The organism is Bombilactobacillus folatiphilus (assembly GCF_023380265.1).
GTDB classification, from domain to species: Bacteria; Bacillota; Bacilli; order Lactobacillales; family Lactobacillaceae; genus Bombilactobacillus; species Bombilactobacillus folatiphilus.
In genome coordinates, this window is the sequence record NZ_CP093366.1 from 589,520 (window position 1) to 615,983 (window position 26,464).

23 protein-coding genes and 1 tRNA gene are annotated in these 26,464 nt (G+C 38.6%); 18 read left to right on the forward strand and 6 right to left on the reverse strand.

Annotation, left to right across the window (positions count from 1 at the left end):
* The first annotated feature begins 2 nt into the window (after positions 1 to 2).
* Together MOO45_RS03050 and trmB are read left to right on the forward strand one after the other, a co-directional pair.
* Entirely contained in the window at positions 3 to 1,208 is a 1,206-nt protein-coding gene (locus MOO45_RS03050) for an ABC transporter permease (RefSeq protein WP_249515141.1), read from the forward strand.
* A 12-nt stretch (positions 1,209 to 1,220) separates the two neighbouring features.
* Entirely contained in the window at positions 1,221 to 1,865 is a 645-nt protein-coding gene (gene trmB / locus MOO45_RS03055; RefSeq protein WP_249514916.1) for a tRNA (guanosine(46)-N7)-methyltransferase TrmB, read from the forward strand.
* A gap of 70 nt (positions 1,866 to 1,935) precedes the next feature.
* On the opposite strand, the gene MOO45_RS03060 is transcribed toward trmB, so the two are convergent.
* A complete protein-coding gene (locus tag MOO45_RS03060) occupies positions 1,936 to 2,250 on the reverse strand; it encodes a hypothetical protein (protein WP_249514917.1) in 315 nt (104 codons plus the stop codon).
* Positions 2,251 to 2,370: 120 nt separating this feature from the next.
* Here MOO45_RS03060 and MOO45_RS03065 point away from each other — a divergent pair, with 120 nt between their 5' ends.
* The 12 genes from MOO45_RS03065 (at position 2,371) to thrS (ending at position 17,302) form a co-directional block, all read left to right on the forward strand.
* The gene (locus MOO45_RS03065) at positions 2,371 to 2,694 is read left to right on the forward strand and encodes a thioredoxin family protein (RefSeq protein ID WP_249514918.1); all 324 of its coding nucleotides are present in this window, start codon (positions 2,371 to 2,373) and stop codon (positions 2,692 to 2,694) included.
* Positions 2,695 to 2,731: 37 nt separating this feature from the next.
* Positions 2,732 to 3,364 carry a YtpR family tRNA-binding protein gene (gene ytpR, locus MOO45_RS03070; protein WP_249514919.1) on the forward strand — a complete coding sequence of 211 codons (633 nt, stop codon included), beginning with the start codon at positions 2,732 to 2,734 and terminating at the stop codon, positions 3,362 to 3,364.
* Between the two features lie 22 nt (positions 3,365 to 3,386).
* Entirely contained in the window at positions 3,387 to 4,706 is a 1,320-nt protein-coding gene (murC, locus tag MOO45_RS03075) for a UDP-N-acetylmuramate--L-alanine ligase (RefSeq protein ID WP_249514920.1), read from the forward strand.
* A 130-nt stretch (positions 4,707 to 4,836) separates the two neighbouring features.
* Positions 4,837 to 7,494, forward strand: a complete 2,658-nt coding sequence (gene polA / locus MOO45_RS03080) for a DNA polymerase I (RefSeq protein ID WP_249514921.1) — start codon at positions 4,837 to 4,839, stop codon at positions 7,492 to 7,494.
* A 644-nt stretch (positions 7,495 to 8,138) separates the two neighbouring features.
* Positions 8,139 to 9,695 (forward strand): hypothetical protein, encoded by a 1,557-nt coding sequence (locus MOO45_RS03085; RefSeq protein ID WP_249514922.1) that lies wholly within the window; start codon positions 8,139 to 8,141, stop codon positions 9,693 to 9,695.
* 178 nt (positions 9,696 to 9,873) lie between these two features.
* Positions 9,874 to 10,941, forward strand: coding sequence for a mucin-binding protein (locus MOO45_RS03090; protein ID WP_249514923.1), 1,068 nt, complete (start codon positions 9,874 to 9,876; stop codon positions 10,939 to 10,941).
* A 21-nt stretch (positions 10,942 to 10,962) separates the two neighbouring features.
* The gene (mutM, locus tag MOO45_RS03095; RefSeq protein WP_249514924.1) at positions 10,963 to 11,790 is read left to right on the forward strand and encodes a bifunctional DNA-formamidopyrimidine glycosylase/DNA-(apurinic or apyrimidinic site) lyase; all 828 of its coding nucleotides are present in this window, start codon (positions 10,963 to 10,965) and stop codon (positions 11,788 to 11,790) included.
* On the forward strand, positions 11,790 to 12,374 hold the full coding sequence (gene coaE, locus MOO45_RS03100) for a dephospho-CoA kinase (RefSeq protein ID WP_249514925.1): 585 nt from the start codon (positions 11,790 to 11,792) through the stop codon (positions 12,372 to 12,374). Before mutM ends, coaE begins: the two co-directional genes overlap by 1 nt.
* 13 nt (positions 12,375 to 12,387) lie before the next feature.
* A complete protein-coding gene (gene nrdR, locus MOO45_RS03105; protein ID WP_249514926.1) occupies positions 12,388 to 12,876 on the forward strand; it encodes a transcriptional regulator NrdR in 489 nt (162 codons plus the stop codon).
* Entirely contained in the window at positions 12,866 to 14,170 is a 1,305-nt protein-coding gene (locus MOO45_RS03110; RefSeq protein ID WP_249514927.1) for a DnaD domain protein, read from the forward strand. Before nrdR ends, MOO45_RS03110 begins: the two co-directional genes overlap by 11 nt.
* Positions 14,171 to 14,179: 9 nt before the next feature.
* Positions 14,180 to 15,094 (forward strand): primosomal protein DnaI, encoded by a 915-nt coding sequence (gene dnaI / locus MOO45_RS03115; protein ID WP_249514928.1) that lies wholly within the window; start codon positions 14,180 to 14,182, stop codon positions 15,092 to 15,094.
* Between the two features lie 264 nt (positions 15,095 to 15,358).
* A complete protein-coding gene (gene thrS / locus MOO45_RS03120; RefSeq protein WP_249514929.1) occupies positions 15,359 to 17,302 on the forward strand; it encodes a threonine--tRNA ligase in 1,944 nt (647 codons plus the stop codon).
* A 677-nt stretch (positions 17,303 to 17,979) separates the two neighbouring features.
* Here thrS and MOO45_RS03125 read toward each other — a convergent pair.
* The 3 genes from MOO45_RS03125 to MOO45_RS03135 form a co-directional block, all read right to left on the reverse strand.
* Positions 17,980 to 18,246, reverse strand: coding sequence for a hypothetical protein (locus MOO45_RS03125; protein WP_249514930.1), 267 nt, complete (start codon positions 18,244 to 18,246; stop codon positions 17,980 to 17,982).
* An 83-nt stretch (positions 18,247 to 18,329) separates the two neighbouring features.
* Positions 18,330 to 18,401 (reverse strand) — tRNA-Glu (locus MOO45_RS03130).
* 47 nt (positions 18,402 to 18,448) lie between these two features.
* Positions 18,449 to 19,093, reverse strand: a complete 645-nt coding sequence (locus tag MOO45_RS03135; RefSeq protein ID WP_249514931.1) for a CPBP family intramembrane glutamic endopeptidase — start codon at positions 19,091 to 19,093, stop codon at positions 18,449 to 18,451.
* A gap of 34 nt (positions 19,094 to 19,127) precedes the next feature.
* Between MOO45_RS03135 and MOO45_RS03140 the strand changes: the two genes are divergently transcribed.
* The 3 genes from MOO45_RS03140 to MOO45_RS03150 are packed head-to-tail and all read left to right on the forward strand — an operon-like array spanning position 19,128 to position 23,666.
* On the forward strand, positions 19,128 to 20,846 hold the full coding sequence (locus MOO45_RS03140) for an ABC transporter ATP-binding protein (RefSeq protein ID WP_249514932.1): 1,719 nt from the start codon (positions 19,128 to 19,130) through the stop codon (positions 20,844 to 20,846).
* Positions 20,839 to 22,668, forward strand: coding sequence for an ABC transporter ATP-binding protein (locus tag MOO45_RS03145; protein ID WP_249514933.1), 1,830 nt, complete (start codon positions 20,839 to 20,841; stop codon positions 22,666 to 22,668). The genes MOO45_RS03140 and MOO45_RS03145 overlap by 8 nt, the downstream gene beginning before the upstream one ends.
* Positions 22,668 to 23,666: a serine hydrolase domain-containing protein gene (locus MOO45_RS03150; RefSeq protein ID WP_249514934.1), complete on the forward strand. Its 999-nt coding sequence runs from the start codon at positions 22,668 to 22,670 to the stop codon at positions 23,664 to 23,666. The genes MOO45_RS03145 and MOO45_RS03150 overlap by 1 nt, the downstream gene beginning before the upstream one ends.
* A 54-nt stretch (positions 23,667 to 23,720) precedes the next feature.
* Here the strand turns inward: MOO45_RS03150 and MOO45_RS03155 are convergent, their stop codons facing one another.
* Positions 23,721 to 24,341 (reverse strand): response regulator transcription factor, encoded by a 621-nt coding sequence (locus MOO45_RS03155; RefSeq protein ID WP_249514935.1) that lies wholly within the window; start codon positions 24,339 to 24,341, stop codon positions 23,721 to 23,723.
* Complete coding sequence (locus MOO45_RS03160; RefSeq protein ID WP_249514936.1) at positions 24,334 to 25,410, reverse strand: sensor histidine kinase; 1,077 nt, start codon at positions 25,408 to 25,410, stop codon at positions 24,334 to 24,336. Before MOO45_RS03160 ends, MOO45_RS03155 begins: the two co-directional genes overlap by 8 nt.
* 112 nt (positions 25,411 to 25,522) lie before the next feature.
* On the opposite strand from MOO45_RS03160, the gene MOO45_RS03165 reads away from it, so the two are divergent.
* Positions 25,523 to 26,464, forward strand: coding sequence for an ABC transporter ATP-binding protein (locus tag MOO45_RS03165; RefSeq protein WP_249514937.1), 942 nt, complete (start codon positions 25,523 to 25,525; stop codon positions 26,462 to 26,464).

Genomic DNA, 26,464 nt, shown 5'->3' on the forward strand with positions numbered 1-26,464 from the left:
TGATGAAAGACTTATGGCAAAGCCGACTAGAGCGTCATTTAAAGGAACAAAGTAAATTTTTAAGGTTAGTATTTAATGAGTATTTTATTATTGCGATCATTTTTATGATTGGGGCGTTAGGTTTTTGGTATTCCAAAGCTTTGACGCATTTAGCACCACATACTTGGTGGACGCAACCTGTGGCGATTATTGTATTAATTATTTTGGCACTCTGGTTTCAAGTAGCGACTTTGATGCAACCAGCAGATACCACTTTTTTACTGCCGAAAGAACAAGAGCTCAAGCAGTATTTGCTTCATGCACGTAATTACAGTCTGATTTTGCCCTTGTTGGGTTTGTGTATCGGCAATTTTTTATTGACACCCTTTTGGGCACGAGGTGCTGGTTTTCAGGCTCTTGATGTATTAGCCGTGGCTGTAGTGACGTTAGTATTAGAAATTGGCGTGATCAATAATCGGTTAGCCAGTTTTTATGTGACACAACGGGGACAATTGTTAGGAGAAAGTTTAGTAAGTTTGCTGGTAACTTTGGGAATAACGGTTTATATCAATCGAATTCTAGGCATTGTCTTAGCGGTCATTTTATGTCTCGCCAGCTTTTATCAATTATCGACTTTAATGAACCAGCGATTATTAAATTGGAATTATCTGGTCCAACAAGAACAGCAACGGAGTTACCAAATTAAACGTTTCTACAATTTATTTACTGACGTGCCCGGGATGTCTAGTAAGGTGCGTCGTTATCGATTCTTAGATGTGTTCTTTAAGCCGATTTCAACTAAGCAAACACAAACAAGTTTGTATTTATTTGCGCGTGGTTTTGTTCGCAATACCGAGTACAGCAGTTTATTTTTACGGTTAACAGTTTTGAGTTTATTACTAATTGCCTTTTTGAAAAATGTTTGGCTTATTACTGTGATTGCGTCGTTATTTTTGTATTTAGTTGAATTTCAGTTGATACCATTGTATAAAAGTTATGATACGAACGTGCTATTTCAGATTTATCCATTAACATCTGTTCAAAAGCAGCATAGCTTTGTACAATTATTAACAGTTATTTTAGTCGTTCAATGGTTCTTAGACGTGTTAGTGTTAGTTTTAGTCTATCATTTGAGTTCGATTACCTTTATTAGTGGTGGTTTGAGTTTATTAGTAACCATCTGCTTGCTACTGTATTTACCGCACCAGTTACAAAAAATTGAGAGATAGGAATTTTAAATTATGCGATTACGGAATAAACCTTGGGCAAAAGATTTAATCCAAGCTCACCCAGAGGCTATTTTAGATCGTCCACTTAATATGGCCGGTCATTGGCAGCAGCGTTTTAACAAAGTTCAGCCATTAGAATTAGAATTGGGTTCTGGGAAAGGGCAGTTTATTATCGAAAAAGCCCACCAGAATCCTGATCATAATTTTATTGCGATGGAGTTGCAAACAGCTGCTGCAGCAATGATTCTCCACAAGCAAGTTGCGGCAAAATTACCCAACTTACAAATTTTGATTGATAATGGCCAAAAGTTAACGGAATTATTTAAACCAGGGGAAATTGCTAAAATCTATTTGAATTTTTCTGATCCTTGGCCAAAATCAAAACACACGAAAAGACGGTTAACTTCACCAAATTTTTTGAAATTATATCAACAGGTTTTGCCTCCCAAAGGTCAACTTGAATTTAAAACAGATAATCAAGGTTTATTTGAATATTCATTAGTAAGTTTAACTGATTTTGGAATGCAATTAGAACAAGTTAGCTTAGATTTACATGCCAGTGAGTTGCAAGCGACGAATATCTTGACGGAATATGAGGAAAAATTTGCGGGCAAGGGTCAACGAATTTATTATTTGGCAGCCCATTTTTCAGCTTAAAGCCATACAAAAAACTGATCTCCAAAAGTTAAACTTTCGAAAATCAGTTTTTTATTACGATTAAACTTGCTTAGACACGTTGAATGTCTAATAATTGACTTGTTAAAGCTGAAGCGATGAAGTGATATTGAGCTTCTTCGCCATCTTGTATAACGGTCACGCCGCCGACTAAGGCCCAAATGTCAGCACCATCAACGTTTACTTTTTGGAACATTGGTTCCACCCAAGTTGTGATAATGGTAGTATCGGAACCTAAATTTGTTTTAATGCGTTCAATTACTTGTTTACTGTCAATTTGATGCATTAAGTAAACTGCACCAGCGCCTGCAGCTGCTACAGCAGTTGAAGCAATAAGAGTTGACTTAACCAGTCCTTTAAAGCTCATAAAAACAACCTCCTATGTCTTTATACTTTATTTTATCATTATATTTGGATAAAGTGGGTAATTGACAACATTTTTTTAGTTTGTAAGATAGAAGATAGAGTAGAAAGGAATTGATGAAAGGTGCAAAAGCTTGAAGATCAAGCAACAACCAAGATTTCAGAATTAACGAAATCGGGTAAATATATTTTATTTTTTGAGGCAGATTGGTGCCCTGATTGTAAATTTATCGAACCAGAGATGCCAGCAATCGAACAGGATTACCCGGATTATCAGTTTATTCAAGTTGATCGGGATCAATTTTTGGATTTAGCAAAAGAGTTAGGTATTATGGGTATTCCTAGTTTTGTAGCATTTAAGGATGGACAAGAAATTGGTCGTTTGGTGAATAAAGATCGCAAGACTAAGGCACAAGTAGAAAGTTTTCTTGATTCATTACCAAAATAATTAAACGGAATAATTTTAGAAAGATATGGTGAAGAGTTTGCAGATAAGTGTTTACAATCCTTCGGTCTTAGGTAACGCATTATTAATCACATTGGGAGCAGATACAACGACCCAAACAGTAATTCAGAAGGAGCAGATTGTTCAAATTTTGGATGATCAAAATCAAGTGATTGGCTATAATTTTTTGGAAATCGTTCCCAATTTGCAGTTAGATCCCGAAGGTAGTGGGCAAGTTCATTTAACAGCGCCGCAAATTACCGTTTTAAATGATGCTTTACAAGCGGCTGGTTTTGACCAACAATTACAATTTGATCCAACACAGTATTTTGTCGCAGGCTTGGTTAAGAAAATGCAGCCTCATCCAGATTCCGATCATTTGCATATTTGTCAAATTGAATTAGATCAAGCGCAAACAGTGCAGATTGTCTGTGGGGCACCAAATATTGAAGTTGGGCAGATCGTGGCTGTGGCTAAAGTAGGTGCGATGATGCCCGATGGTAAAATTATTTATTCAGGTGTTTTACGTGGTGTGCCAAGTGAGGGCATGGTTTGCGCGCCAAGAGAATTACAATTAAAAAATGCTCCACAAAAACGCGGTATTTTGGTATTAGATGACCAAACAACTGTTGGTTCACCGTTAGATTTTGCTGCTTTAAACCAACTTTATTAATAATGTAAAAAGAGGGAAGCAAATGGAAAAAACGCAGTATCATTTTGTGGGTATTAAGGGTACAGGAATGAGCGCTTTAGCTTTAATTTTGCATGATCTGGGTTTTCCCGTGCAAGGCTCTGATATTACGAAACAGACATTTACCCAAACAGGTTTGGAACAAGCTGGCATCAAGATTACAGCTTTTGCCGCGGATAATATTCATGCTGGGTTAACGATTGTGGCAGGCAATGCTTTTGGTGATGATAATTCGGAAATTGCACAAGCTAAAAAGCTCAATTTGCCAATGCTGACTTATCCGCAATTAGTGGGGCAGTTGGTTCAAAAATATACTTCGATTGGTGTGGCTGGTGCGCATGGCAAAACTAGTACCACGGGCTTGTTGGCACATGTATTAGAAGGTATTGCACCTACTAGTTATTTAATTGGTGATGGTACCGGTAAGGGGATTGCCGAGAGTCAATTTTTCGTCTTTGAAGCAGATGAATATCGGCGCCATTTTTTGGATTATGCACCGGATTATTTAATCATGACCAATATTGACTTTGATCACCCTGATTATTTTACAGATATTGATGATGTTTTTGATGCGTTTCAAACCGAGGCTAATCAGGTTCAAAAAGCCATTTTTGCTTGGGGTGATGATCCGCTCTTGCAAAAAATTACGCCGCCACAAGGAACCAAATTGTATTACTACGGTTTGAATGATGGAGACGATTTTCAAGCGGTAGGAATCAAACGGACAACGACGGGTTCTAGTTTTGAAGTGTTGCACCATCAGCAAAGTTTGGGGCGGTTTGAGATTCCAATGTTTGGTCAACATAATATTTTGAATACGTTGGCGGTAATTGGGGTCAGTTATCTAGAGCAAATTGCGATGTCTGAAGTTCAACATGAATTGCAGACCTTTTCCGGTGTGAAGCGTCGTTATAGCGAAAAGCAGGTCGCAGATATGATTTTGATTGATGATTATGCGCATCATCCTTCAGAAATCAAGGCCACAATTGATGCTGCGCGCCAGCAGTATCCTGATAAAAAGATTCTTGTTGTCTTTCAGCCGCACACTTATAGTCGTTTGCAAGCATTGTTACCAGGCTTTATTACGAGTTTGAATTTAGCTGATCAAGTCTTCTTAACGGAGATTTTTGGTTCAATTCGCGAGCAGCAGGGTCAAATTTCGAGTGCTGATTTGGGCCAGCAACTAGCGCATGGTGGTGAAGTCATTACGCAAACGGATTTCGGCACTTTACTAGATTATCATGATGCTGTCGTGATTTTCATGGGTGCAGGTGATATTCAAAAATATGAAACAGCTTATGAACAACAATTGAAGCAACGTTAAATGGAAACTGATCTTTTGGCTGGATGCTGGAAGATCAGTTTTTTGGAGTTAGGGTTTGATTTTTTGTATGATTATTTTATTTCTGTGAGATTTTGTTAAAATTAAATTAGTTCAAAAACGAGGTATGATAATGACTACAAAAAGATTGGTATTAGTCGACGGAAATAGTATTGCGTTTCGGGCTTTTTTCGCGATGCACAATGTGTTAGACAAATTTAAAACGCCGGAAGGTTTGCACACCAATGCAATCTATGCTTTCAATAGCATGCTAAATTTAATTTTGAATAAAGCTAATCCGACGGATATGTTGGTGGCGTTTGATGCGGGGAAAGTCACTTTTCGCACGAAAATGTATCCCCAATATAAGGGGGATCGGCCGACCACGCCAGATGAGTTTCGCGAGCAATTGCCGTACATTAAGGAGTTATTGACGGCACGAGGAATTAAGTCTTACGAGTTAGCTAATTATGAAGCAGATGATATTATTGGCACGATGGCGACACAAGCTAAACAGCAAGGTTATGAAGTCGTTATTGTGACAGGCGATCATGATTTGACTCAATTGGCGGATGACCGAGTAACTGTTGCGTTAACTGTCAAAGGTGTTTCGGATTTGGAATTTTATACGCCAGAATCTTTTAAAGAAGAAATGGATATCACACCGCGTCAGTTAATTGACTTAAAAGGTTTGATGGGGGACACTTCGGACCATTATCCTGGAGTTTCTAAAGTTGGTAAAATCACCGCTTTAAAGTTGCTTCATCAATATGGCTCTATAGAAAATTTGTATGCCAATTTAGGTGAGATGAAGCCCAGTCGACTCAAAGATCATTTAATTGAAGATAAGGATATGGCGTTCTTATGTAAACAATTGGCGGAAATTAATTGTCAAGCGCCTGTAACCATTCAGCTCAATGAGTTACATTATGATGGCGATCAACGCGAGCAATTAATTGCGTTTTATCGAAAGCTGAATTTTCGTTCGTTTTTGAATCAAATGGATGTGCCGTTGGATCCCCATCCTGCAGAAGCCCGTGCAAAAGTGGATTATCAACCGCTAACGGTGACTGCTTTGAAAGAATTGGTTCAAAAACAACAGCCTTTGAGTGTGGTCATTGAGATGTTGGGCGCCGATTATCACACAGAACCGATTATTGGCGTGGCAGTTGGCAATGAGGAAACCATTCTAGTTGCGGATCATGATGATATTTTGTTGGATGATTTCACTAAGCAATGGTTAGCTGATGAACAGGCTGTCAAATATGTGTTTGACTTAAAATGTGATTTGGTGACCTTGAATCGTTATGGAATTTTATTCAAAGGGGCCACGTTTGATGCATTATTGGCTTCATATTTAGTTGATGTAAATGATAATACCAATGATCTGGGGCTGATTGCGCAATCGTATGGTTATAGCAATTTATTGCCGGATATGGAAGTCTATGGTAAGGGCGCGCATGTAGCAGTGCCGCCGACCGAGCGCTTGCAGGAGCATTTGGCCAACAAGGTTGCGGCTTTGAATTATTTGCAAAAAAGTTTACCAGAGGCTTTGAAAAAGCATGATCAAGATCAATTATTTGATGAAATCGAACTGCCGTTGTCGCATGTTTTGGCGCAGATGGAAATTGATGGGGTCAAAGTTGATACTAACGTATTACGGACGATGCAAAATGATTTGAGTGGCCGCTTGGCCGCTCTGGAAGCGGCTATTTATGAAAAGGCTGGTCAAAAATTCAATATCAATTCTTCTAAGCAATTAAGCGAGATTCTATTTGACAAAATGGGTCTGAAACCGTTGAAAAAGACGAAAACTGGTTATTCAACATCAATGGAAGTTTTGGAAAAATTGCGCGATCAAGCGCCCATTGTTGATGATATTTTGAATTATCGGCAAGTTGCTAAGATTCAATCAACTTATGTACTAGGCTTGCTCAAAGCGATTGCGCCCGATTGTCGGGTGCATACGCGCTATTTACAGACTTTAACTCAAACGGGTCGCTTGTCATCGGTAGATCCGAATTTACAGAATATCCCAGCTCGTGATGAAGGTCGCGATATTCGTAAGGCTTTTGTGCCGCAACAAGCTGGTTGGCAACTGTTTTCCAGTGATTATTCGCAGATTGAGTTACGAGTGTTAGCGCATTTGTCCGGTGATGATAATATGCAGCAGGCCTTTCGGGAAGATTATGATATTCACGCGCACACGGCGATGAAAATTTTTAACTTGCATAGTGTTGATGAAGTGACACCTAATATGCGTCGCAAAGCCAAGGCAACGAATTTTGGAATTGTCTACGGCATTAGTGATTACGGTTTAGCCAAAAATATTGGTATTTCACGCAAGGAAGCGGCCGAATTCATCAATTCTTACTTTGATCAATATCCTAAAGTGGAAGAGTATATGAACGAAATGGTTAAAAAAGCGCGTGAAGATGGTTATGTTGAAACAATTATGCATCGGCGGCGTTATTTGCCTGATATTCATGCACGGAGTTTTCCAGTGCGCTCCTTTGCGGAACGGACGGCGATGAATACGCCGATTCAAGGCAGTGCGGCGGATATTATCAAAATTGCGATGATTAATATGGAACAACAACTGAAAGAACAGCATTTACAGGCACGCATGTTACTACAAGTTCACGATGAGTTAATCTTTGAAGCACCTCAAGAAGAAATTGAGATTTTGGCACAATTAGTTCCCAAAGTGATGGATTCAGCAGTCACACTGGATGTCCCGTTGAAAGTCGAGTCAGCTGCTGGTCGGACTTGGTTTGAAGCTAAGGGATAAATTTAAAGATAATTTAAGTAAAAACACAGTTTATTATTATAATTTGGATTACATATTATAATAATGAATTGTGCTTTTTAATATCTTGGACGATATTTAATAATTTTATTATATAAAAATAATTAAATATCAATAACATGCAATATTCTTTTAAATTTATTATCTAAAATGTTGCTATCTTTAGCAATTATGAATACTGATAAATCAACATTTATGTTGAATATTCACAATTTTTTAATTGGTAGTAAAATGTAGAATGTATTAAGTAATATTTTGAACCTATCTAGTGAATAGGGAGCTTAATGATGTTAAGGAGATATTAAAAGTAATGTTTAGGGGTATCAGTGTTATTTTAAGAAATTTGGTGTTTGGTTTATTATTAATTGGATCAATTACATATGTGCAAGCGACTAGTATTCAGGTACCATAGGATACGCTGAATAATGGCATACTAACGAATGATCAAACTGATTCTAATACGGACCCGATACATAATCTGATGGATCCGCCATTGTTGAAGACGGGTGCGGATAGTCAAGCTATTTCTCCTAATGCTACGGAATATCCTAATTACCCGACATATGATGATATGAAACCGGGCAACGCCCAATCAATATCCCGGTAAAAGTGCCAAGGATAAGGATGTGATTTATAATTATCAAGTTTTGTCTTATCCCAAATATGATGGCATTAAAAAGTTAAAGAAGACTAATTATTCAGGCAATATTGCCTGTGGTAATAACAAATTGATTAGTACTTTTACACCAGTTGAACAACAAGCAATGTCTAAAGTGCAATTGAGTTTGGGTTCTGTAACGGGAAGTTTAGCCTTGGATTCTAAAATCACGATTAACGCTTCAGGTTCTGATACTAAAGTAGTTAAAGATGTCAGCCTAGATGGAAACTATCAATTGAGTGAGAGTGATTTTGGTTTTGCAAACGGACAGATTCCGGCTGGAACGACTTTCACGGTAATACAAAATGTGACGATTACGGGTCCAAATGGTAGTACGTTAGATTTGGCGCCAGATAGTTTGTCAGTAGTTTTAGACTACGGACAATTGCAAGAATTAGCCAAGACGCCAGAAAAGAGTTACACAATTGAAGATCCGGATTTGGCATTGAAAGTACCAAAGAGTTTGAGTTTTGAAACGCAATTGTTGCATAAAGAGCGCACAATTTATTCAGACTGTAAGGATTCTGTGGAATTAACCAATAATTATTCGTCTGCGCAACATGTGACATTGTCTGCTAGAGAAGATGGAGATGATTTAAAGAATTTGCTTTTCTATCAGAAGGGATCTGACAGTTTGCCGCTATCAAATGAAGAGTCTATATTTGATGGTGATTCTAAAGATGGACTAGTCTTGCATGTGCCAAAGGATGACATGGGCCTAAAGAGGAATATGACAGGAACTATCACTTGGACCGCAACTAATAGTCTATTTATGAGGGGGAGTAAGATAATGAATGGTAAGGAATTAACAGTGCGCACAATGGGGACTTTTATGGGGTTAGTTTGTGGCGTGGTCTTGAGCCAACAAGTCATTCATGCGGATACGACTGAACAAGAAAATGCAGATGCCAATACAGCGTTGGTTAAAACGGCTCCGGATACCGAACAATCTGCGGCAGAGAATAATTCCGACAATAATGTTAGTTCTGATCAACAAACAGCAACAACAGATTCGGTGAATAGTGATGTATCAAATACAACAACTGCACCTGCAGAAGCAAGTACGGATACGTCGGTGAATTCTGATGATAACGCGAATGTTGTTTCAAATGACGAAACAAATACTAATACTACCAATAGTGATATGACTGGTACAACGACTACCAATGTAGACAATACCGTTACCGATAGTGATGCAGCTCCAGCCACGAATGCACCGTTAGCGCAAGGAACTTGGGGCACTAGCAAGTGGGATTATACCCAAGATGGTGATGATTATGTACTGACTTTTCACGCGGGAACTTTAGGGTCTGGTGGTATTAGTGGGTCAGATGAATTTAAAGATATACCTGGTGGATCTTATAACAAAGAAATCACTAAAATTATTTTGGATCAAGATGTGGTTGCTAACGAAGATTCATCGTCTTTATTTGCGGATTTGGAAAATTTAAAAGAGATTGTTGGCTTACAGAATTTAGATACATCCAAAGTGACGAATATGGAAAGCATGTTTAGAGAGTGTTAATTTAACTAATTTTTGTGTTCGTGATAGTGGGGCCGATGTTAGATTTATGTTTTATGGTTGTGACAGCTTAACTAGTGTAGACCTTTCAAATCTTTATGTGTCTCTTGATCATGGATTAGGATTAGAAGATACATTTATTTATTGTCCAAATTTGTGTCGTGTTGTTGTTGGTCCTTTCGTGCAGTTAACATTAAGATCATTGGGGGATCATACTGGCAAAACAATGCCAGGAACTCATAATAAGACTTCTTCTAATAACTGGGTTGCAGTTAGCGGTTATCAAAGGGGACGTAGTTATACGATTGATGAACTTACAAATTTAACTGGTCGTGATCAAGTAACCACTTATGAATGGGATGTGGGACAATTAGTCGATGGTGATAGCGAAACTAAAGCTGTTACCCGCACCATCAATGTGCATCAGCCAAATGGGCAAGTCCAGACTGAAAATCAAACTGGTATGATTGAACGGACTGTTCATTATAATGATGATGGCACGCTCACTTATGGTGCTTGGTCCAAAGCTCAATGGGACAGCTATCCAGTGCCTGCCTTGGCTGGTTATCAAGCTTCTGTGGATAACGTGGTAGCGCAAGCGATTGATGGTGATACGCAGGATCAAACTGTTGATATTTATTACACACCGGTTGAACAAACGGTTACAATTCAATATTTAGATTCTGCTGGTAAAGAAGTTGGTACGCAAGCTTTGACAGGTTATGCTGGTGAAACTTATAACCTTTATTATCGCGTACCGAATGGTTATGAATTGATTTATCAGCCGCAAGCTACGATTACGATTGATGCTTCAGGCAAGCAGGTGATTCAGGCTTATGTGGAAGATCAAATGGAGCAGTCATCGGAATCCAAAACAATGTTGCGCGTGATTAATGTTCACTATCCAAGTGGAGCAATGAAACATGAGAATCAAGTTGCTGTTTTACATCGTAATTTGTACGTCGATCAAGTAACTCATGAGACGGTTTATGGGACTTGGAGTATCGGTAATTTTGATGAATATCAGGTGCCGGTTGTCAAGGGTTATACGGCTAGTCAACCGTTAGTGCAAGGTGTCACGGTGATGAGTGCTGATGCAAGTTTGTCAACAATTGATATGTTATTAAAAGGGCAGTGCTATTTAGCGCTGCTCTTTTTGTCATCATTTGAACCACTTATTTTGATAACCCTCCATGACTTTGCGCTGTTTTCAGAAGATAGTATAATGTCATTAGTGAATTCAACTTAATTATATAAAGGAAGTTATCATATGCCGGAATTGCCAGAAGTGGAAACAGTTCGTCGGGAATTGAATCAGATGATTAAGGGGCAGACAATTACTGCAATTGATGTCCGTTATCCCAAAATTGTAGTCAATCCAATTGCCCAATTTAAGCAATTGTTGATAGGTCAAGAGTTGGTTGACGTTGGTCGGCGAGCCAAATATTTATTATTTCATTTTGGCGATGACTTGACGATGATTAGTCATTTGCGCATGGAAGGTAAATATCAAGTGCGCGATAATTTGCAAGATTTTGACAAGCACGTGCATGTGATTTTTACTTTGAGTGATGGCCGTTATTTGGGGTATCGGGACGTTCGCAAGTTTGGCCGGATGGAAGTTGTCCCCCGAACAGCAGAATTAACCACCAAGGGTATCGCTAAGCTGGGACCAGAACCCTTAACTCCAGCTTACACTTACGAAACTTTGGCGGATGGTTTGCAGCGTAAAAAGAAAAATATAAAAACGGTTTTGTTGGATCAACAAGTTGTTTCTGGTTTAGGCAATATTTATGTCGATGAAGTTTTGTGGCAAGCGCAAATTAATCCGGAAGAACCCGCTAACAATTTGACGACCGCGCAACTCACAGCTTTATATTCAGCAATTAATGACACGATTCAAGCCGCAATTGCGGCTGGTGGGACGACAATTCGTAGTTATGTGGATGCTGCGGGGAATCAAGGACAATTTCAGCTGCAATTAAGGGCTTATAAGCAGGATGGCAAGCCGTGTCAACGTTGTGGTACTACAATTGAGAAAATCAAAGTTGGTGGTCGTGGAACACATTTCTGTCCTCATTGTCAGAAGTTGAACTAATGGGACAGGTTATTGGTATTACAGGTGGAATTGCTAGCGGGAAGACCACGGTTGGTGAATTAATTCGAGCAGCAGGTTTTTTGGTGATTGATGCCGACCAAGTTGCTCAAGAACTGATCGCTAGTCCATCAATCGTTCACGAATTGGCGGAGCGCTTTGGTTCACGCATTTTAAATCGTGATGGTAGTTTGAATCGTGCTCAACTTAGCCAAATTGTGTTTGGTCATGCATCCAAACTGCAAATTTTGAATGAGTTAACACAGCCAGTCATTCGTCAACAATTATTAGCACAAATGGACGCAGCACGTGCTGGTGAATCCAAGGTGTTTTTTGAAATCCCGTTACTGTTTGAACAACATTACGAGCGGTTGGTTGATCAAATTGTGGTGGTTTCTGTGCCCGAGCAACAACAATTAACGCGGCTAATGCAGCGCAATGGCTTCACAAAAGCGCAAGCACGCGTTAGAATAAACAGTCAATTACCGATCGCACAAAAATGTCAGCGCGCGGATTTTGTTTTGGATAATACCCAAGGTCCACACGAATTGGCGCAACAAGTTCAAGCGCTTTTGACGCAGATATAAGGGAGTAAGGAATATGATTTGTCCACATTGCCAACAAAATGCTTCACGCGTCACGGATAGTCGGCCGAGCGATGAGGGCAAGGTCATTCGGCGGCGGCGTGAATGTGAAAATTGCGGTTATCGTTTTACAACTTTTGAGCGTGTGGAACAGGTGCCAATTTTAGTTGTGAAAAAGGATGGTAGTCGTGAGGAATTTAATCGTGATAAATTGTTACGGGGCATTGTGCGAGCGGCTGAAAAACGACCGGTCACTTTAGAAAACATGAATAAATTAGTTAATAAAGTTGAGGCGCAGATTCAGGCGATGGGCGAAAATGAAGTTCCTTCACGCAAAATTGGGGAATTTGTGATGCAAGAATTAGTGGATATTGACGATATTACCTATATTCGTTTTGCGAGCGTCTATCGACAATTTACAGATATTAATGGTTTTATGCAAGAAGTTCAAGATATGATGACGACACGTCATCAATTAGATAAGGATACTGATCATGACAAGTAATTCGGCAATGGTGGATCCGTTATGGGGCTATTGGGTTGTCAGTGAGAGCACTTTAACGCAACTTGATTATCAAGTCTTAACCGATTTATATCAACCACTGATGGGGAGTCACGCGTTGAGTTTGTATCAATTATTGTGGCAACATCAAGAACCTTTGCTGTCACAACGCCAGCCACATGCCCAACTTTTAAATTTATTAGATCTGGATGCACATGCATTTTATGCTGCTCGCATCAAATTAGAAGCGTTGGCTTTGTTGCAAACATTTCAAAATCAAGATAGTTGGGGCCATTATTTAATTTACCAACTCAAACGTCCGCTAACCGGTGCGGAATTTATGCGTGATAATATTTTGACGACGTTTTTAATGGAAAAAATTGGGCAACCGGATTTTAAAAAATTACGGAAGAAATATGCTCCAATGCAACACAATCTACATCAAGCACAGGAAATTACGAAGAGTTTTTTAGATGTTTTTCGGCTTTCTAATGCTGTGGTGGATGCGCCTAGTGAAACTAGCGCCGTTTTGCCTAAGCAGGTGCAATATACAACACAACAGATGGCAGAATTTGATTGGGATTTATTGGCGCAACGTTTGGCACCACTGAAAGTATCTGCGGCTCAAATTCAAACTGCGCGCACAGATTTGTTTAATTTGCATACATTTTATGGTTTGGATGAGATGGAATTAGCGAATTTAATTGCCAAAACAATCAATTTGCAGACGAATCAAATTGATTTGCCACGGTTAACAAAGTTAGTGCAAAAAAAGTATGAAAAACGGTCCAATATGCAGGCACGGCTGTCTGGAGAAGAGCCCAAACAAAAGCCACAGGAAAACTTGCAGGATTTACCGCAGCAACAAGTTCAATTAGTGCGGTCAGCACAAAAATTGGCACCAGCTGAATTTTTAGCAGCTAAAAAGCGGCAAAAAGGTGTGGCAGTGTTCAGTTCGGATGTCCAAGTGTTACGTAAATTGCAGGCGCGACATATTCTGCCAGATGAAGTGATTAATATTTTGGTGAATTATGTGCTGGATAATTCGGCTACTTTGACGAATAGTTTTGTCGAAAAAATTGCGGGTGACTGGATGCAGCACCAATTGACTTCAGCAGCGGCAGCCGTCAAATATTTACAAAGTTTTCCACAGCAAAAGCGTGTGCGAAAAAGTAAGAAGTCGACTAAACAAGAAGCAGCCACAGATTGGTCACAAGCTTCCAGTCAAGAAGTTAGTCCCACTGAATTAGCGAAATTGCAGCAACAATTGCAAAAATTAAACAAGAAGCCCCAATGAGGTGCGTAAATGGAAAAGTTATCCCAGTCTTTGTCAAGAATTATTAAAGACCGCAAATGGCAAGATCAATATCAAGATTTGTTAGCGCAGGCGGTTAAAGATCCTGATGTGCAACAATTTTTGCAGGAACATCAAGCACAAGTTAATGAAGCAATCTTGCAGCAAGGTTTGGATGCAATTTACGAGTTTGTGCAGGCTAAAAAGCATATGAATGCGTTTGCGGCAGGTTATCAACCACGATTAATTTTTAAAAATCGGGCGATTCAAGTTAGTTATGAACCAGATCAAGAATTAATCGCACACAAAGAACAGCAACGTTTTGAGCAAAATTTTATGACAATTGATATGAGTAGTGATATTAAACAAGCCGATTTAACAGCTTTTGCGCAAGGTGCTAGTGGCCGGCAGAATGCCTTGGCAGCCGCTTATCGTTTTGTTATTGATTACACGACCAAGCCGCAATTTACGCCGGGCTTGTATTTGTCGGGCGATTTTGGCATTGGTAAGACGTATTTGTTGGCAGCTATTGCTAAAGAATTGGTCCAAAATCAGGTTGCAGTTTTGCTGATTCATTTTCCGACGTTCACGGTACAAATGAAAAATGCGATTCACGATAATTCAGTTTTGAGTCGGATTGATCAAATCAAGACTGTGCCGATTTTGATGTTGGATGATATTGGGGCGGATTCTTTGAGTTCGTGGATCCGTGATGAAGTGTTGGGCGTGATTTTGCAGTATCGGATGCAGGAACAATTGCCGACTTTTTTCTCTTCGAATTTTGCGATGAAAGATTTGGAAAAACATTTGACCATTAATCAACGTGGTGACCAAGAACCTATCAAAGCCGCGCGCATTATGGAACGGGTGCGGTATTTATCACATGAAGTTATCTTGTCAGGTCCTAATCGTCGTTTTGAAAAATAGTCAAGTTGACTTGCAAAAAATAAAAGTGCGTGTTTTAATGTGAACATAGCTTGAAAGTTTTCTTTGCAGGGAGAGTTGACCTTAGACTGAAAGTCGCTCATCAGAAAACTTAACTAAATAAAATTGATATTAGTGTTGGTTTGGTCACATTATCGACTGATGAAGATAAGTAATTCATTACTTAATGTGGGTGGAACCGCGTCAACGACGTCCCTTAGACTATTTAATAGTTTAAGGGGCGTTTTTTATTTTTAGGAGGAGAAAATGGCTCGAATTACCTTAGAATTTCCAGATGGCTCCAAGCGTGAGTTTGCACAAGATGTGACACCGCTATCAGTGGCTGAATCGATTAGTAATAGTTTAAAAAAGCAGGCGGTGGCTGCCAAAGTTAATGGCGTTTTGGTGGATATCAATCGGCCTATCGTTCAAGACGCACAAGTAGAAATTGTCACGAAGAAAGATGATGCAGCTCCAGAAGTTGCTCGGAATACTGCAGTATTCTTGTTGAGTGCAGCGTTAAAGCAAAAATATCCTGCAATTCATTTTGGCGAACAAGCTGTGAACAATGATGGTTTTTATTTAGATACCGATAAGGCTGAGAACCAAGTTAGTGTTGATGAATTATCTGCTTTGATGCAAGATGTTAATAAATTGATTAAGGATAATGCGCCAATTGAACGTCAATTAATGGCAAAAGAAGATTTGGTTGCTCGTTTTAGTGATGATCCTTACCAAACGGAAATTTTAAAATCCATTGATAGCGTGCAGATTCCTGTTTATCAAATGGGTGAGTTTATTAGTTTTGGTGAAAAAGCATTATTGCCCAAAGCCAGTGATTTGAAGTATTATCAATTGCTATCAGTGGCGGGAGCTTATTGGCAAGGTAAGTCCAGCAACCCCATGTTGCAACGGATTTATGGGACTGCCTTTATGAATGATGAAGATTTACAAGCTGATTTGAAGCGGCGGGCTGAAATTAAAGAGCGTGATCATCGGACGATTGGTCGCGATTTAGATTTATTCTTTGTGGATCCTAAAGTTGGTTCTGGTTTGGCTTACTGGATGCCTAAGGGTGCAACAATTCGACGGACGATTGAGCGTTACATCACTGATAAAGAAATTGCGGCCGGTTATGAGCATGTTTATACACCAGTGTTAATGAATTTGGACGCTTATAAGACTTCCGGTCACTGGGCGCATTATCGTGAAGATATGTTTCCACCAATGGATATGGGTGACGGCGAGATGTTGGAATTGCGCCCAATGAATTGTCCATCACATATTCAAATTTACAAGCATCATATTCGTTCTTATCGTGAATTACCGATTCGGATTGCGGAATTGGGCATGATGCACCGTTATGAAAAATCAGGTGCCTTGTCTGGTTTGCAACGGGTGCGGGAAATGACTTTGAATGATGGTCATACTTTTGTGGCTTTGGAACAAATTGAAGATGAGTTTAAGAAAGTTTTGCAGTTGATGATGGACGTTTACAAAGATTTCAATATTGATAACTATACTTTCCGTTTGAGTTATCGTGATCCAGCTAATACTGAAAAGTATTTTGATGATGATGAAATGTGGGATCGTTCCCAAGGTATGTTGAAGTCGGCGATGGATGATTTGGGCTTGGAATATTACGAAGCTGAAGGTGAAGCAGCCTTTTATGGTCCAAAATTGGATGTCCAAACTAAGACTGCTCTCGGCAACGAGGAAACTTTATCAACGATTCAATTAGATTTTATGCAACCCGAAAAATTCCAATTAACTTATGTGGGTGAAGATGGTCAAGAGCACCGTCCAGTGATGATCCACCGTGGTGTGATTTCGACAATGGAACGTTTTATTGCTTATTTGATTGAAATGTATAAGGGTGCCTTTCCAACTTGGTTATCGCCTGTCCAAGTTCAAATTATTCCCGTTAATAATGAATATCATTTGGATTATGCTCAAGAATTACAGACGCGGATGCGTAAATTAGGTTTGCGTGTAGAGATTGATGCGCGCAATGAAAAAATGAATTATAAGATTCGCGAAGCACAAACGCAAAAAGTACCATATACGGTCGTGATTGGTGATCAAGAAGTCCAAGATTCCACCGTTTCTGTTCGAAAATATGGCGAACAGGATAGTAGTACGGAAGATGTCAGTATGTTTGTTGATAGCGTGGTCGCTGACGTGAAGAACTATTCACGAAGCGAGAGATAAATAAAAATAGGAAAAAGCTATTCGATAATATATTTCGAAATTAATTCAATTTTGAAGTATATTGTGCGAATAGCTTTTTAATTTTTTAGATCATAATGAACAAATTAACTTTATTATTTTTTGGTGATTGTCGTGCAACCATTATTTATAGAACGTCTTAAAACATGAATAATTGCTGCAATTAAGGATAAAGTAAGGGATGTTTTAGTTGATCATGATGTAACTAATTCTGCTTTTGTACGAATGATGTTGGCAATTGTTGTGACTGATGGATTTAGAACTAAATTTTAAATTAGTACTCCGAAAAATAAGAGGCTTATTATCCCCAGAGCTAATATAACTAAAATGAGTTTAAAAATGAAAATGGTAGATATCCAAATAATACGTTTATGATTTTTTCTCAGTTTTATTACGGACTTATCATCTTTAGATGCAAGTAATTTATTTGGACAATTGATTAACATGGGAAAAATAGTGCAAATGTAAGTCATAATGATAAAATAACTCAAAGAGGCTGATAATGGAATGCTAACTCTTAGCTTGAGCAGAACATACATGATTAGTTCAGAAATAAAATTTACACATAAAGAACGGTTTACTAATTTATAAATATTTATAATTGTACGTGACTTATCGCTAAAATCTAATAGCTCTTTATTAGGTAATTTATTAGAGTATCACATAGAAATATCAAAAGCATCCATGCTGAAGTAAATTATGGCAATGGTAAACAATATAATTGAAATTATTCTATAGCCATAACCTTGCTTATTTAAAATTGGTGGATATGTAATAATGAGAAAAATGATCATGTTAAAACAAAGTCTTGTGATTTCTTTGCCAAGTGTTGTTAAATTCTCTAAGTCTTTCTTTTCCTTTTGTTCCGATGAATAAGGATATGTATATTTTCCTATTTTCGCCAAATGTTTATATTGTTTTTTCACATTTATTCCTCCTTTAAATCAAGATTATTATAAAACAAAAAAGTTCCCTCATAAGGGAACTTTTTTAACGTAAATTATAATTATCACCCGTACGGGAATCGGACCCGTAACTCCACCTTGAGAGGGTGGCGTCTTAACCATTTGACCAACGGGCAATCAAACAATAAGTATTCTACTGAAAAATCGTCTACTCGTCAAGTACCTAAATAAAAAATGCCGCCAAATTATTCAAAAGATGTAATAAAATATTACTTTTGATGTTGTGCGTTTTGAGATAAAGGAGACCTAGTAACCAACCAATCAAAAATTTTGACAGAAAATAAATTGGATCTTGCGAAACATGAATTAGGCCAAATAAAAGAGCACTGAAAAACGCTCCCCAAGCTAAATGCTTGGGAAAGAACCAGTTGATAATAAAGCCGCGAAATAAAATTTCTTCCGTAATCGGTGCGATAAAAACGGCATAAAGAAGAAAAAAGACGGGCGAACTACCAGCCAATTTCAGCAAACCGTTAACATTGGTGTTACCACTCGTTTTCATCAAGGGCAACAATAAATGATTAATTAAAATTGTAATGAAAAACGTAATTAAAAGGTAGCTATAACTTTTGAGATTTAATTTTTGGGTGGAAAAAATTTGCGTCTTCAATAAAGTCACCAACATCATGCTCAAAGCCAAAACAACACCTATTACAAAATAGATATTGCTTTGCATCGGTGAAAAGTGTAACTTATTAACTAATTGCAAAATTAGCAGTGGCAACTGTTGAATTAAATAAAAAATAATGAGACCAACTAGTTTTAGTATTGTGCTAAAATAATTCTTATTTTGTTCAAAAAATTTCATGAATCAACCTTTCTGCAAGGAGCTGGTAAAAAGAATGTTTCATATTATGCGAAAAAGGATTCCTATGCTTGCCGTGTGGGGTTCTATTTTATTTATGGTTTGCCAGGTGATGGGGACGTTGTATATTCCCAATATTACTTCGGATATTGTTAATAAAGGCATTACTAAGGGCGATACTCATTATATCATAGTAGCTGGTCTACACATGATCGGGGTGTCTTTGGCGGTAATTGTGGCCGCAGGTTTGAATGTCTTGTTATCATCACAAGCATCACAAAAGTTAGGTAAACGTTTGCGTAATGATATTTATCGTAAAGTTTTGTATTTATCCAATGATGAATTTGATCAAATCGGAACGTCATCGTTGATTACGCGGACCACGAATGATGTGGTACAGATGCAAAATGTGACGATGATGATGCTACGAATGATGATTATGGCGCCAATTATGATGATTGGTGCTAGTTTTATGGCTTATCAAAAAAATCCGCAATTAACTAAAATTTTTGTAATTGTTCTACCTATTTTAATTATTATTGTGGCAGTCATTTTGTATTTTGCTGATCCTTTATTTCGCAAGATGCAGGCAAAAACAGATCGTCTTAATTTAGTTTTTCGTGAAGGATTGACGGGAGTGCGTGTGATTCGGGCATTTCGTCAAGATGATTGGGAGCAAAAGCGGTTTGCCGCAGCCAATCAAGATTATACGCATAATGCACAAAAAGTATTTTCAATTATTGCAGTGATGTCGCCACTAACGACCTTGATTATGAGTGGGACAAATATTGCGATTACATGGTTGGGCGCCAAATATATTTCGATGCAAACTATGCAAATTGGAAATTTGCTGGCGTTCATGACTTATGCTTCACAAATTTTGATGAGTGTCATGATGTTGTCGATGATTTTTGTGGTAGTCCCACGGGCGCAGGCTTCAGGGGTACGGATTCGTGAAGTTTTGGATTTGAAGAAGCAGCTGTCTGAACCTCAGACTAGTAAAATGTTGGATGATGAAGCGTCATTGAGTTTTCATGATGTGTCATTTCGCTATCAAGATGCACCACAACTGTCTTTGCAGCAAGTGAATTTTCAAGCTCAAAGTGGACAAAGTGTGGGAATTATTGGTGGCACGGGCTCCGGTAAAACGACACTAATTAGTTTGATTAGTCGGTTATATGATCCAGAAACTGGCGTAATTAAAGTTGATGGTCAGGATATACGAGCCTTAACAATTAAAGATTTGCGGGAGCGGGTCTCAGTGGTGCCACAAAAATCAATTTTATTTAAGGGCAATGTGCGTGCTAATTTGCAATATGGTGACCAAACTGCGACCGATGATAAGTTATGGCACGCTTTAAAGATTGCGCAAGCTGATGAATTTATCGAAACGTTGGATCAGACTGTGGAACAAAATGGTGATAATTTTTCTGGTGGTCAAAAGCAGCGTTTAGCGATTGCCCGAGCATTGGTTAAAGATGCGGATATTTATGTGTTCGATGATTCGTTTTCAGCGTTAGACTTCAAAACGGATGCCAAATTGCGGCAGGCTCTCAAAGACGATCCGCAAATGCAGCAAAAGGTAATTGTCATTGTCGGACAACGGATTTCTACAATTGCGGACAGCGACGTGATTGTGGTTTTGGATCAAGGCAGGATGATTGGTTGTGGGACACATCAAGAACTGAAAGCTTCCAATGCAATGTATCAAGAAATTATCACATCTCAGTTAAAGGAGGGATCGGTAGATGCCTAGTAAACAGAATATAAATCGGCAAAAACCACAAAATTTTTGGAAAACAACGTGGCGTTTGGCTCGGTATTTATCGGATTATATTGTTTCTTTGATTGTGGTTTTGATTTTGGCAATTACCGCGACTATTTTTCAAATTAAAACACCGAAAATTTTGGGGGAAGCAACCACTGAAATTTTTAAGGGTGTGATGGCAGGAATAGCTAAGCAAAAAGCGGGAATTCATGTGACGCAATTTCCTGTTGATTTTCACAAAATTGCCCAAATCTTAATGATTGTTGGCTTAATGTATGTAGGATCGGCCATTTTTAACTTTTTACAACAAATTTTGATGACACGTGCCTCGCAACAAACCGTTTTCAAATTGCGACGTGATTTGAAGTACAAAATGAAGCTATTGCCGGTCAATTTTTATGATACACACGATAATGGTGATATCATGTCGCGGGCGATTAATGATATGGACAATATTGCGGGAACGCTGCAGCAAAGTATCACGCAATTGGTGACCAGCGTTGTGACTTTAGTAGGAACCTTGTGGATGATGTTTTCGATTAGTTGGCAGCTGACATTGATTGCACTAGTAACAGTTCCGGTTAGTATAGTGTTAATTGGATTAATAGCTCCTCAATCACAAAAAGCATTCGCGGCTCAACAGAAATCGTTAGGTCTGTTAAACAATCAAGTTGAAGAAAATTACGGGGCCCATTTAGTGGTCCAAACTTTCAATCATGAACCTGCAACTTTAGCCGAATTTGAAGAAGAAAATGATCGTTTGTATTCAGCTGCATGGAAAGCACAATTATGGTCGGGGTTAATGATGCCATTAATGACTTTTGTGAATAATTTAGGCTACGTTGGTGTGGCCATCTATGGTGGAATTCAAGTGGCACATGGACGTTTGCCGATTGGGGATATTCAAGCCTTTTTACAATATACTCAACAATTTTCCCAACCAATTAATCAATTGGCAAACTTGGCGAATACCATTCAGGCGACAGTTGCTTCAGCCGAGCGCATCTTTGAAATTATGGATGAGCCAGAAATGCAGAAAACACATGTGGATGTGCCAGATACGCAAACCGATAATTTGATCGAATTGGATCATGTGCAATTTGGCTATCAAAATCAGCCCATCCTTTTACAGGATTATTCTTTGGAGGTCAAACCGGGGCAGATGATCGCTATTGTTGGACCGACTGGTGCTGGGAAGACAACGATTATTAACCTATTAGAACGTTTTTATGATATTAATAGCGGTTCGATTAAATTGGCAGGTCGAGATACACGGAATTTGACACGAGAGCAGTTGCGTTCCCATTTTGCGATGGTCTTACAGGAAACATGGTTATTTACGGGTAGTATTTATGATAATTTAAAATACGGGCGTGAAGACGCGACGCATGAACAGATTATGGCGGCTGCACAAGCTGCTCACGTCGATGAATTTGTTCAACAATTGCCTCAAGGGTACGAAACCGTTTTAAATGAGGAAGCTTCCAATATCTCGCAAGGTCAAAGGCAGTTATTGACGATTGCCCGAGCCTTTGTGGCTGATCCCGAAATTTTAATTTTGGATGAAGCAACATCATCAGTGGATACCAGAACAGAAGTCAAGATTCAACACGCAATGACGCGCTTACTTGAAGGTCGCACGAGCTTTGTGGTAGCACATCGTTTGTCCACGATTCAAGATGCCGACCAGATTATCGTGATGAATCACGGTTCAATTATGGAGACAGGTACGCATGAGCAATTGTTGGCGCAAAACGGTTTTTATGCGGATTTGTATAATGCCCAATTTAGTGGCAATGTGAGTTTGTAATGGTCGTACGAGCAGAGTATTTATGTGCCAAAATTAAGCAATTGGTCAATGAGCAAGTCGTACCGGGAGTTAGTTTTGCATTTATAACGCCCGAATGTACTATTCAAGATTATTACGGTGCTAATAGTTGGCAACCAAGTGTTACACCATTGAAAGCCGATCAATTATACGATTTGGCGTCATTAACGAAAGTATTAGGAACAACTACACTTTTATTACATTTAATTGAGCAAGGTCAGCTGCAGTGGAAATCAAAAGTAGCGGACTTCTTGCCATATTTTCAAGATTCTCGAGTGACAATTACACATTTGATGACGCATACTTCAGGTATTCGTGGTTATATTCCGCATCGTGATCAATTATCGGCGCCCCAATTGTTGCGGGCGCTTCAACAATTGCCGGTGACTGATGAATTTGAACAGGTAGTGCGCTATACCGATACTGGACCCATTTTAGCAGGTTTGATCATTGAGCAGTTGTATCAAAAACCAGTACAAACTGTAATTGCACAGCAAATTTTGCAACCGTTAAAATTACCGATGGCTACTTTTAAGCCTGATCCGGATTTGTGTGTGGTAACTAATCGACGAGCTGGTTATTGGTTAAAGGGACAAGTTCATGATCCGAAAGCTTGGCAATTGGGACCACATTGTGGTTCCTCTGGACTTTTTGCGAGTGTGGCCGATCTTTTAGTCTTTACACAGTGGTTCTTGGGGCAAACGAAAACGATACATCCGCCAATTCAGCAAACAATGATTGATTATTTATTTCAAGATTTTACTAAAAAGCAGTTAGGGCGTTCCTTTGGTTGGGATTTAAGGCTTAATTGTGTTCGACAGGCTGTTTTATATCATACGGGTTTTACGGGTAATTTTTGGTTAATTGACAAACAGCGTCAGCGAGCATTGATCGTTTTAAGTAATCGGGTGCATCCTTTAGTACAGAATCAACGTTTTTTCTTAGAACGGGATGCCATTGTGGATTTGTTTTTACAGTGAATTAAATAAAAAGAAGTGTCTGCCAAAATCATTAGCATTTTGGTGGGCACTTTTTTAATGATGTTGATAATAAAAAATTGCTAATTGCGTCCGATCCCGCAATTCTAATTTTAACAATAATTGACTGATCAGATTACGTACGGTACCCACACTCAAAAATAGTGTTTGGGCAATTTCTTTGTTGTTTTGACCATGTGCCACGAGCTGTAAGATGTCTTGCTCACGATCTGTTAGGTTTGTTGTCGTGTGATATGGCGCTTGATTTGTTAATTGAGCCTGCATTTTATGGATAATCTCGTCGCCATACACATATTGTTGATTCAAAACAGCATGGATTGCTGGAACAATAGCCTGAAAGTTTTGCTTAATCAAATATCCTTGAATTCCGATTGCTAGAGCTTCATTAATGTATTCATCATCGCTAAAAGTTGTTAGTAATAAAATCTTCGCTTGTTCATTTTTTTTGAAGATGCTTTGAGCGGCTTGCAAACCTAAACCGTCAGGCATCCGAATATCTAATAATAAAACGTCTGGACAATATTGTTTAGATAAATTGATGGCGTCTTGAACAGTGTGTCCGCAAGCGGGGACTGTTAATGTGGAATCGGTTTGAATGATCGTGGTTAAAGCTTGCGTTACTAATTGATCATCGTCGACGATAATAATTTTAGCCATGTACTTGCTCCTTCATTAAGATAATTGTAATTAAAAATTGATGTTGATGAACGTGAAAATGAATCTGACCACCAATCTCAGTGATCCGCTCCATCATATCAGTTAGACCCATACCAATCTGATAATTATCGTTGGCGCCATCGTTTTTGATTTGTAAACGATAAAATCCGAGTAAATTTTGAAAATTTAACACGACTTGCTTGGCGTTTGTGTGTTTTATAATATTAGTCAGAGTTTCTTTAATAACTGCCAAAAGGGCTTGAGTCGACTGTTCATCTAATTGAAAAATAGTGCCTTGAATCTTTATAGGACAAAATTGAAAATTTTTACTTAATAATGTTAATCCATCGCTAAGTGTCATTGCCTTTTGTTGAAGTTGATGAACATTGGTACGGATACTGTTTAAAGCTTGATTCAAGGTTATTTGTAAATTGGTTAGGGACTCGTTAACGACGGGTTCTTGATTAAGGGCACTTAAGGCGCCCACTTGCAAGATACTACTGGATAATAAATGGCCCACATTATCGTGAATATCACGGGCAATTCGATTGCGTTCGTTGGCAATTTGCAGTTGTAGCTGCGTTTGGCTAGCTTTTGTTAACGCAAGATTTTGTTGTGTTAATTGCCTCTGTTGTTCAAAACTATCATCTTGTAATTGGAGGATTTGCCTTTTCAAATGTTTAATTTTGCCGTTTAAAGTAGTCATTTCCAAAACAAGCCAATTTAAGCCAACGATCAAAATAGTTTGCCATTGCCAATGGATCAGCGTTGGCATCAGTATCAAAATAAAGACTAATTTTCGTGAAATAGGCGGTTGCTTGAATAGGGTCATTGCTAGAATTAAAGGCGAGAAGTACCAAAATTTTAGGTGCCAACTACCCAAAATGCTCAAGATTCCGAGTGGTAAATAATATTGCCAGTTTTTCAGGGGTAGCATAATTAAACTTGAACAGAGTAGACTGATTAAAGGATACATGACTGCTGTTGGTTGAAGTGGTTGCTGAAAAAATAAGATAAAACATACGCCACCAATTATGAATACTTGATTGAACGCCCTTGATTTGTTCATTTTTAATTCTCCTATGACAAATGTCATCTTATTTTAGGCCAGATGTCACTATTAAATGAACACCATTTCCATTATATTAAATATAGCTCATGAATGATAGGAGACATCAAACTTGATAATCGAAGTGCAGAATTTAGTCAAACGATACAACCAAAATAAAGTTTTGAATCATCTTAATTTAACGGTGCCTAAGGGTCAAATTTTGGGGTTATTAGGGCCTAATGGTAGTGGTAAGTCGACTTTGATTAATTGCATTTTAGGATTGTTAAAGTTTGATCGCGGACAAATTAAGATTTTTGGGCAAACCATGACGCCCACGAATTATGCGATGAAAAAGCGGATTGGCTTGGTTCCGCAGGAATTGGCTTTATTTGACGAATTAACAGTGCTGGATAATTTAAATTACTTTTGTGGTCTGTATATTCAAAATAAAAAACGGCGTCAATTTTTGGTTCAACAAGCGATGGAATTAGTAGAATTGCAGGATTTTGCAAAATACTACCCCAAACAATTGAGTGGTGGCCTAAAACGACGTCTGAATATTGCTTGTGGAATTGCGCATCAACCAGAATTACTTTTTTTAGATGAACCGACAGTAGCGGTCGATCCGCAGAGTCGCAATAAAATTCTGGACAGTATTCAGCAGTTAAATCACCAAGGTACAACCATTATTTACACGACGCATTACATGGAAGAAGTTGAACAGTTGTGTCAGCAGATTGTAATTTTGGATCATGGTGACGTTATAGCGCAAGGCACTACAGAGCAATTAACGCAATTAATTCAGACTACCGGCACTTTAACATTGGATATAGCACAAATTAGTTCGTCACAGCTTGTTGAACTTGAGCAAATGCCGGGAATGCAACAGGTTTTGTACAGTTTATCTCAGCTCACAATTGTTAATCAAAATTTGAACCAAAATTTAATTGTGATTTTGGAATATTTGCAGCAACAGCATATTTTGTATACGAATTTACGCATACAGACGGCTAATTTGAATGATGTCTTTTTAGCAATTACTGGTCGCCAGTTGCGCGATGCCAAGGAGTGA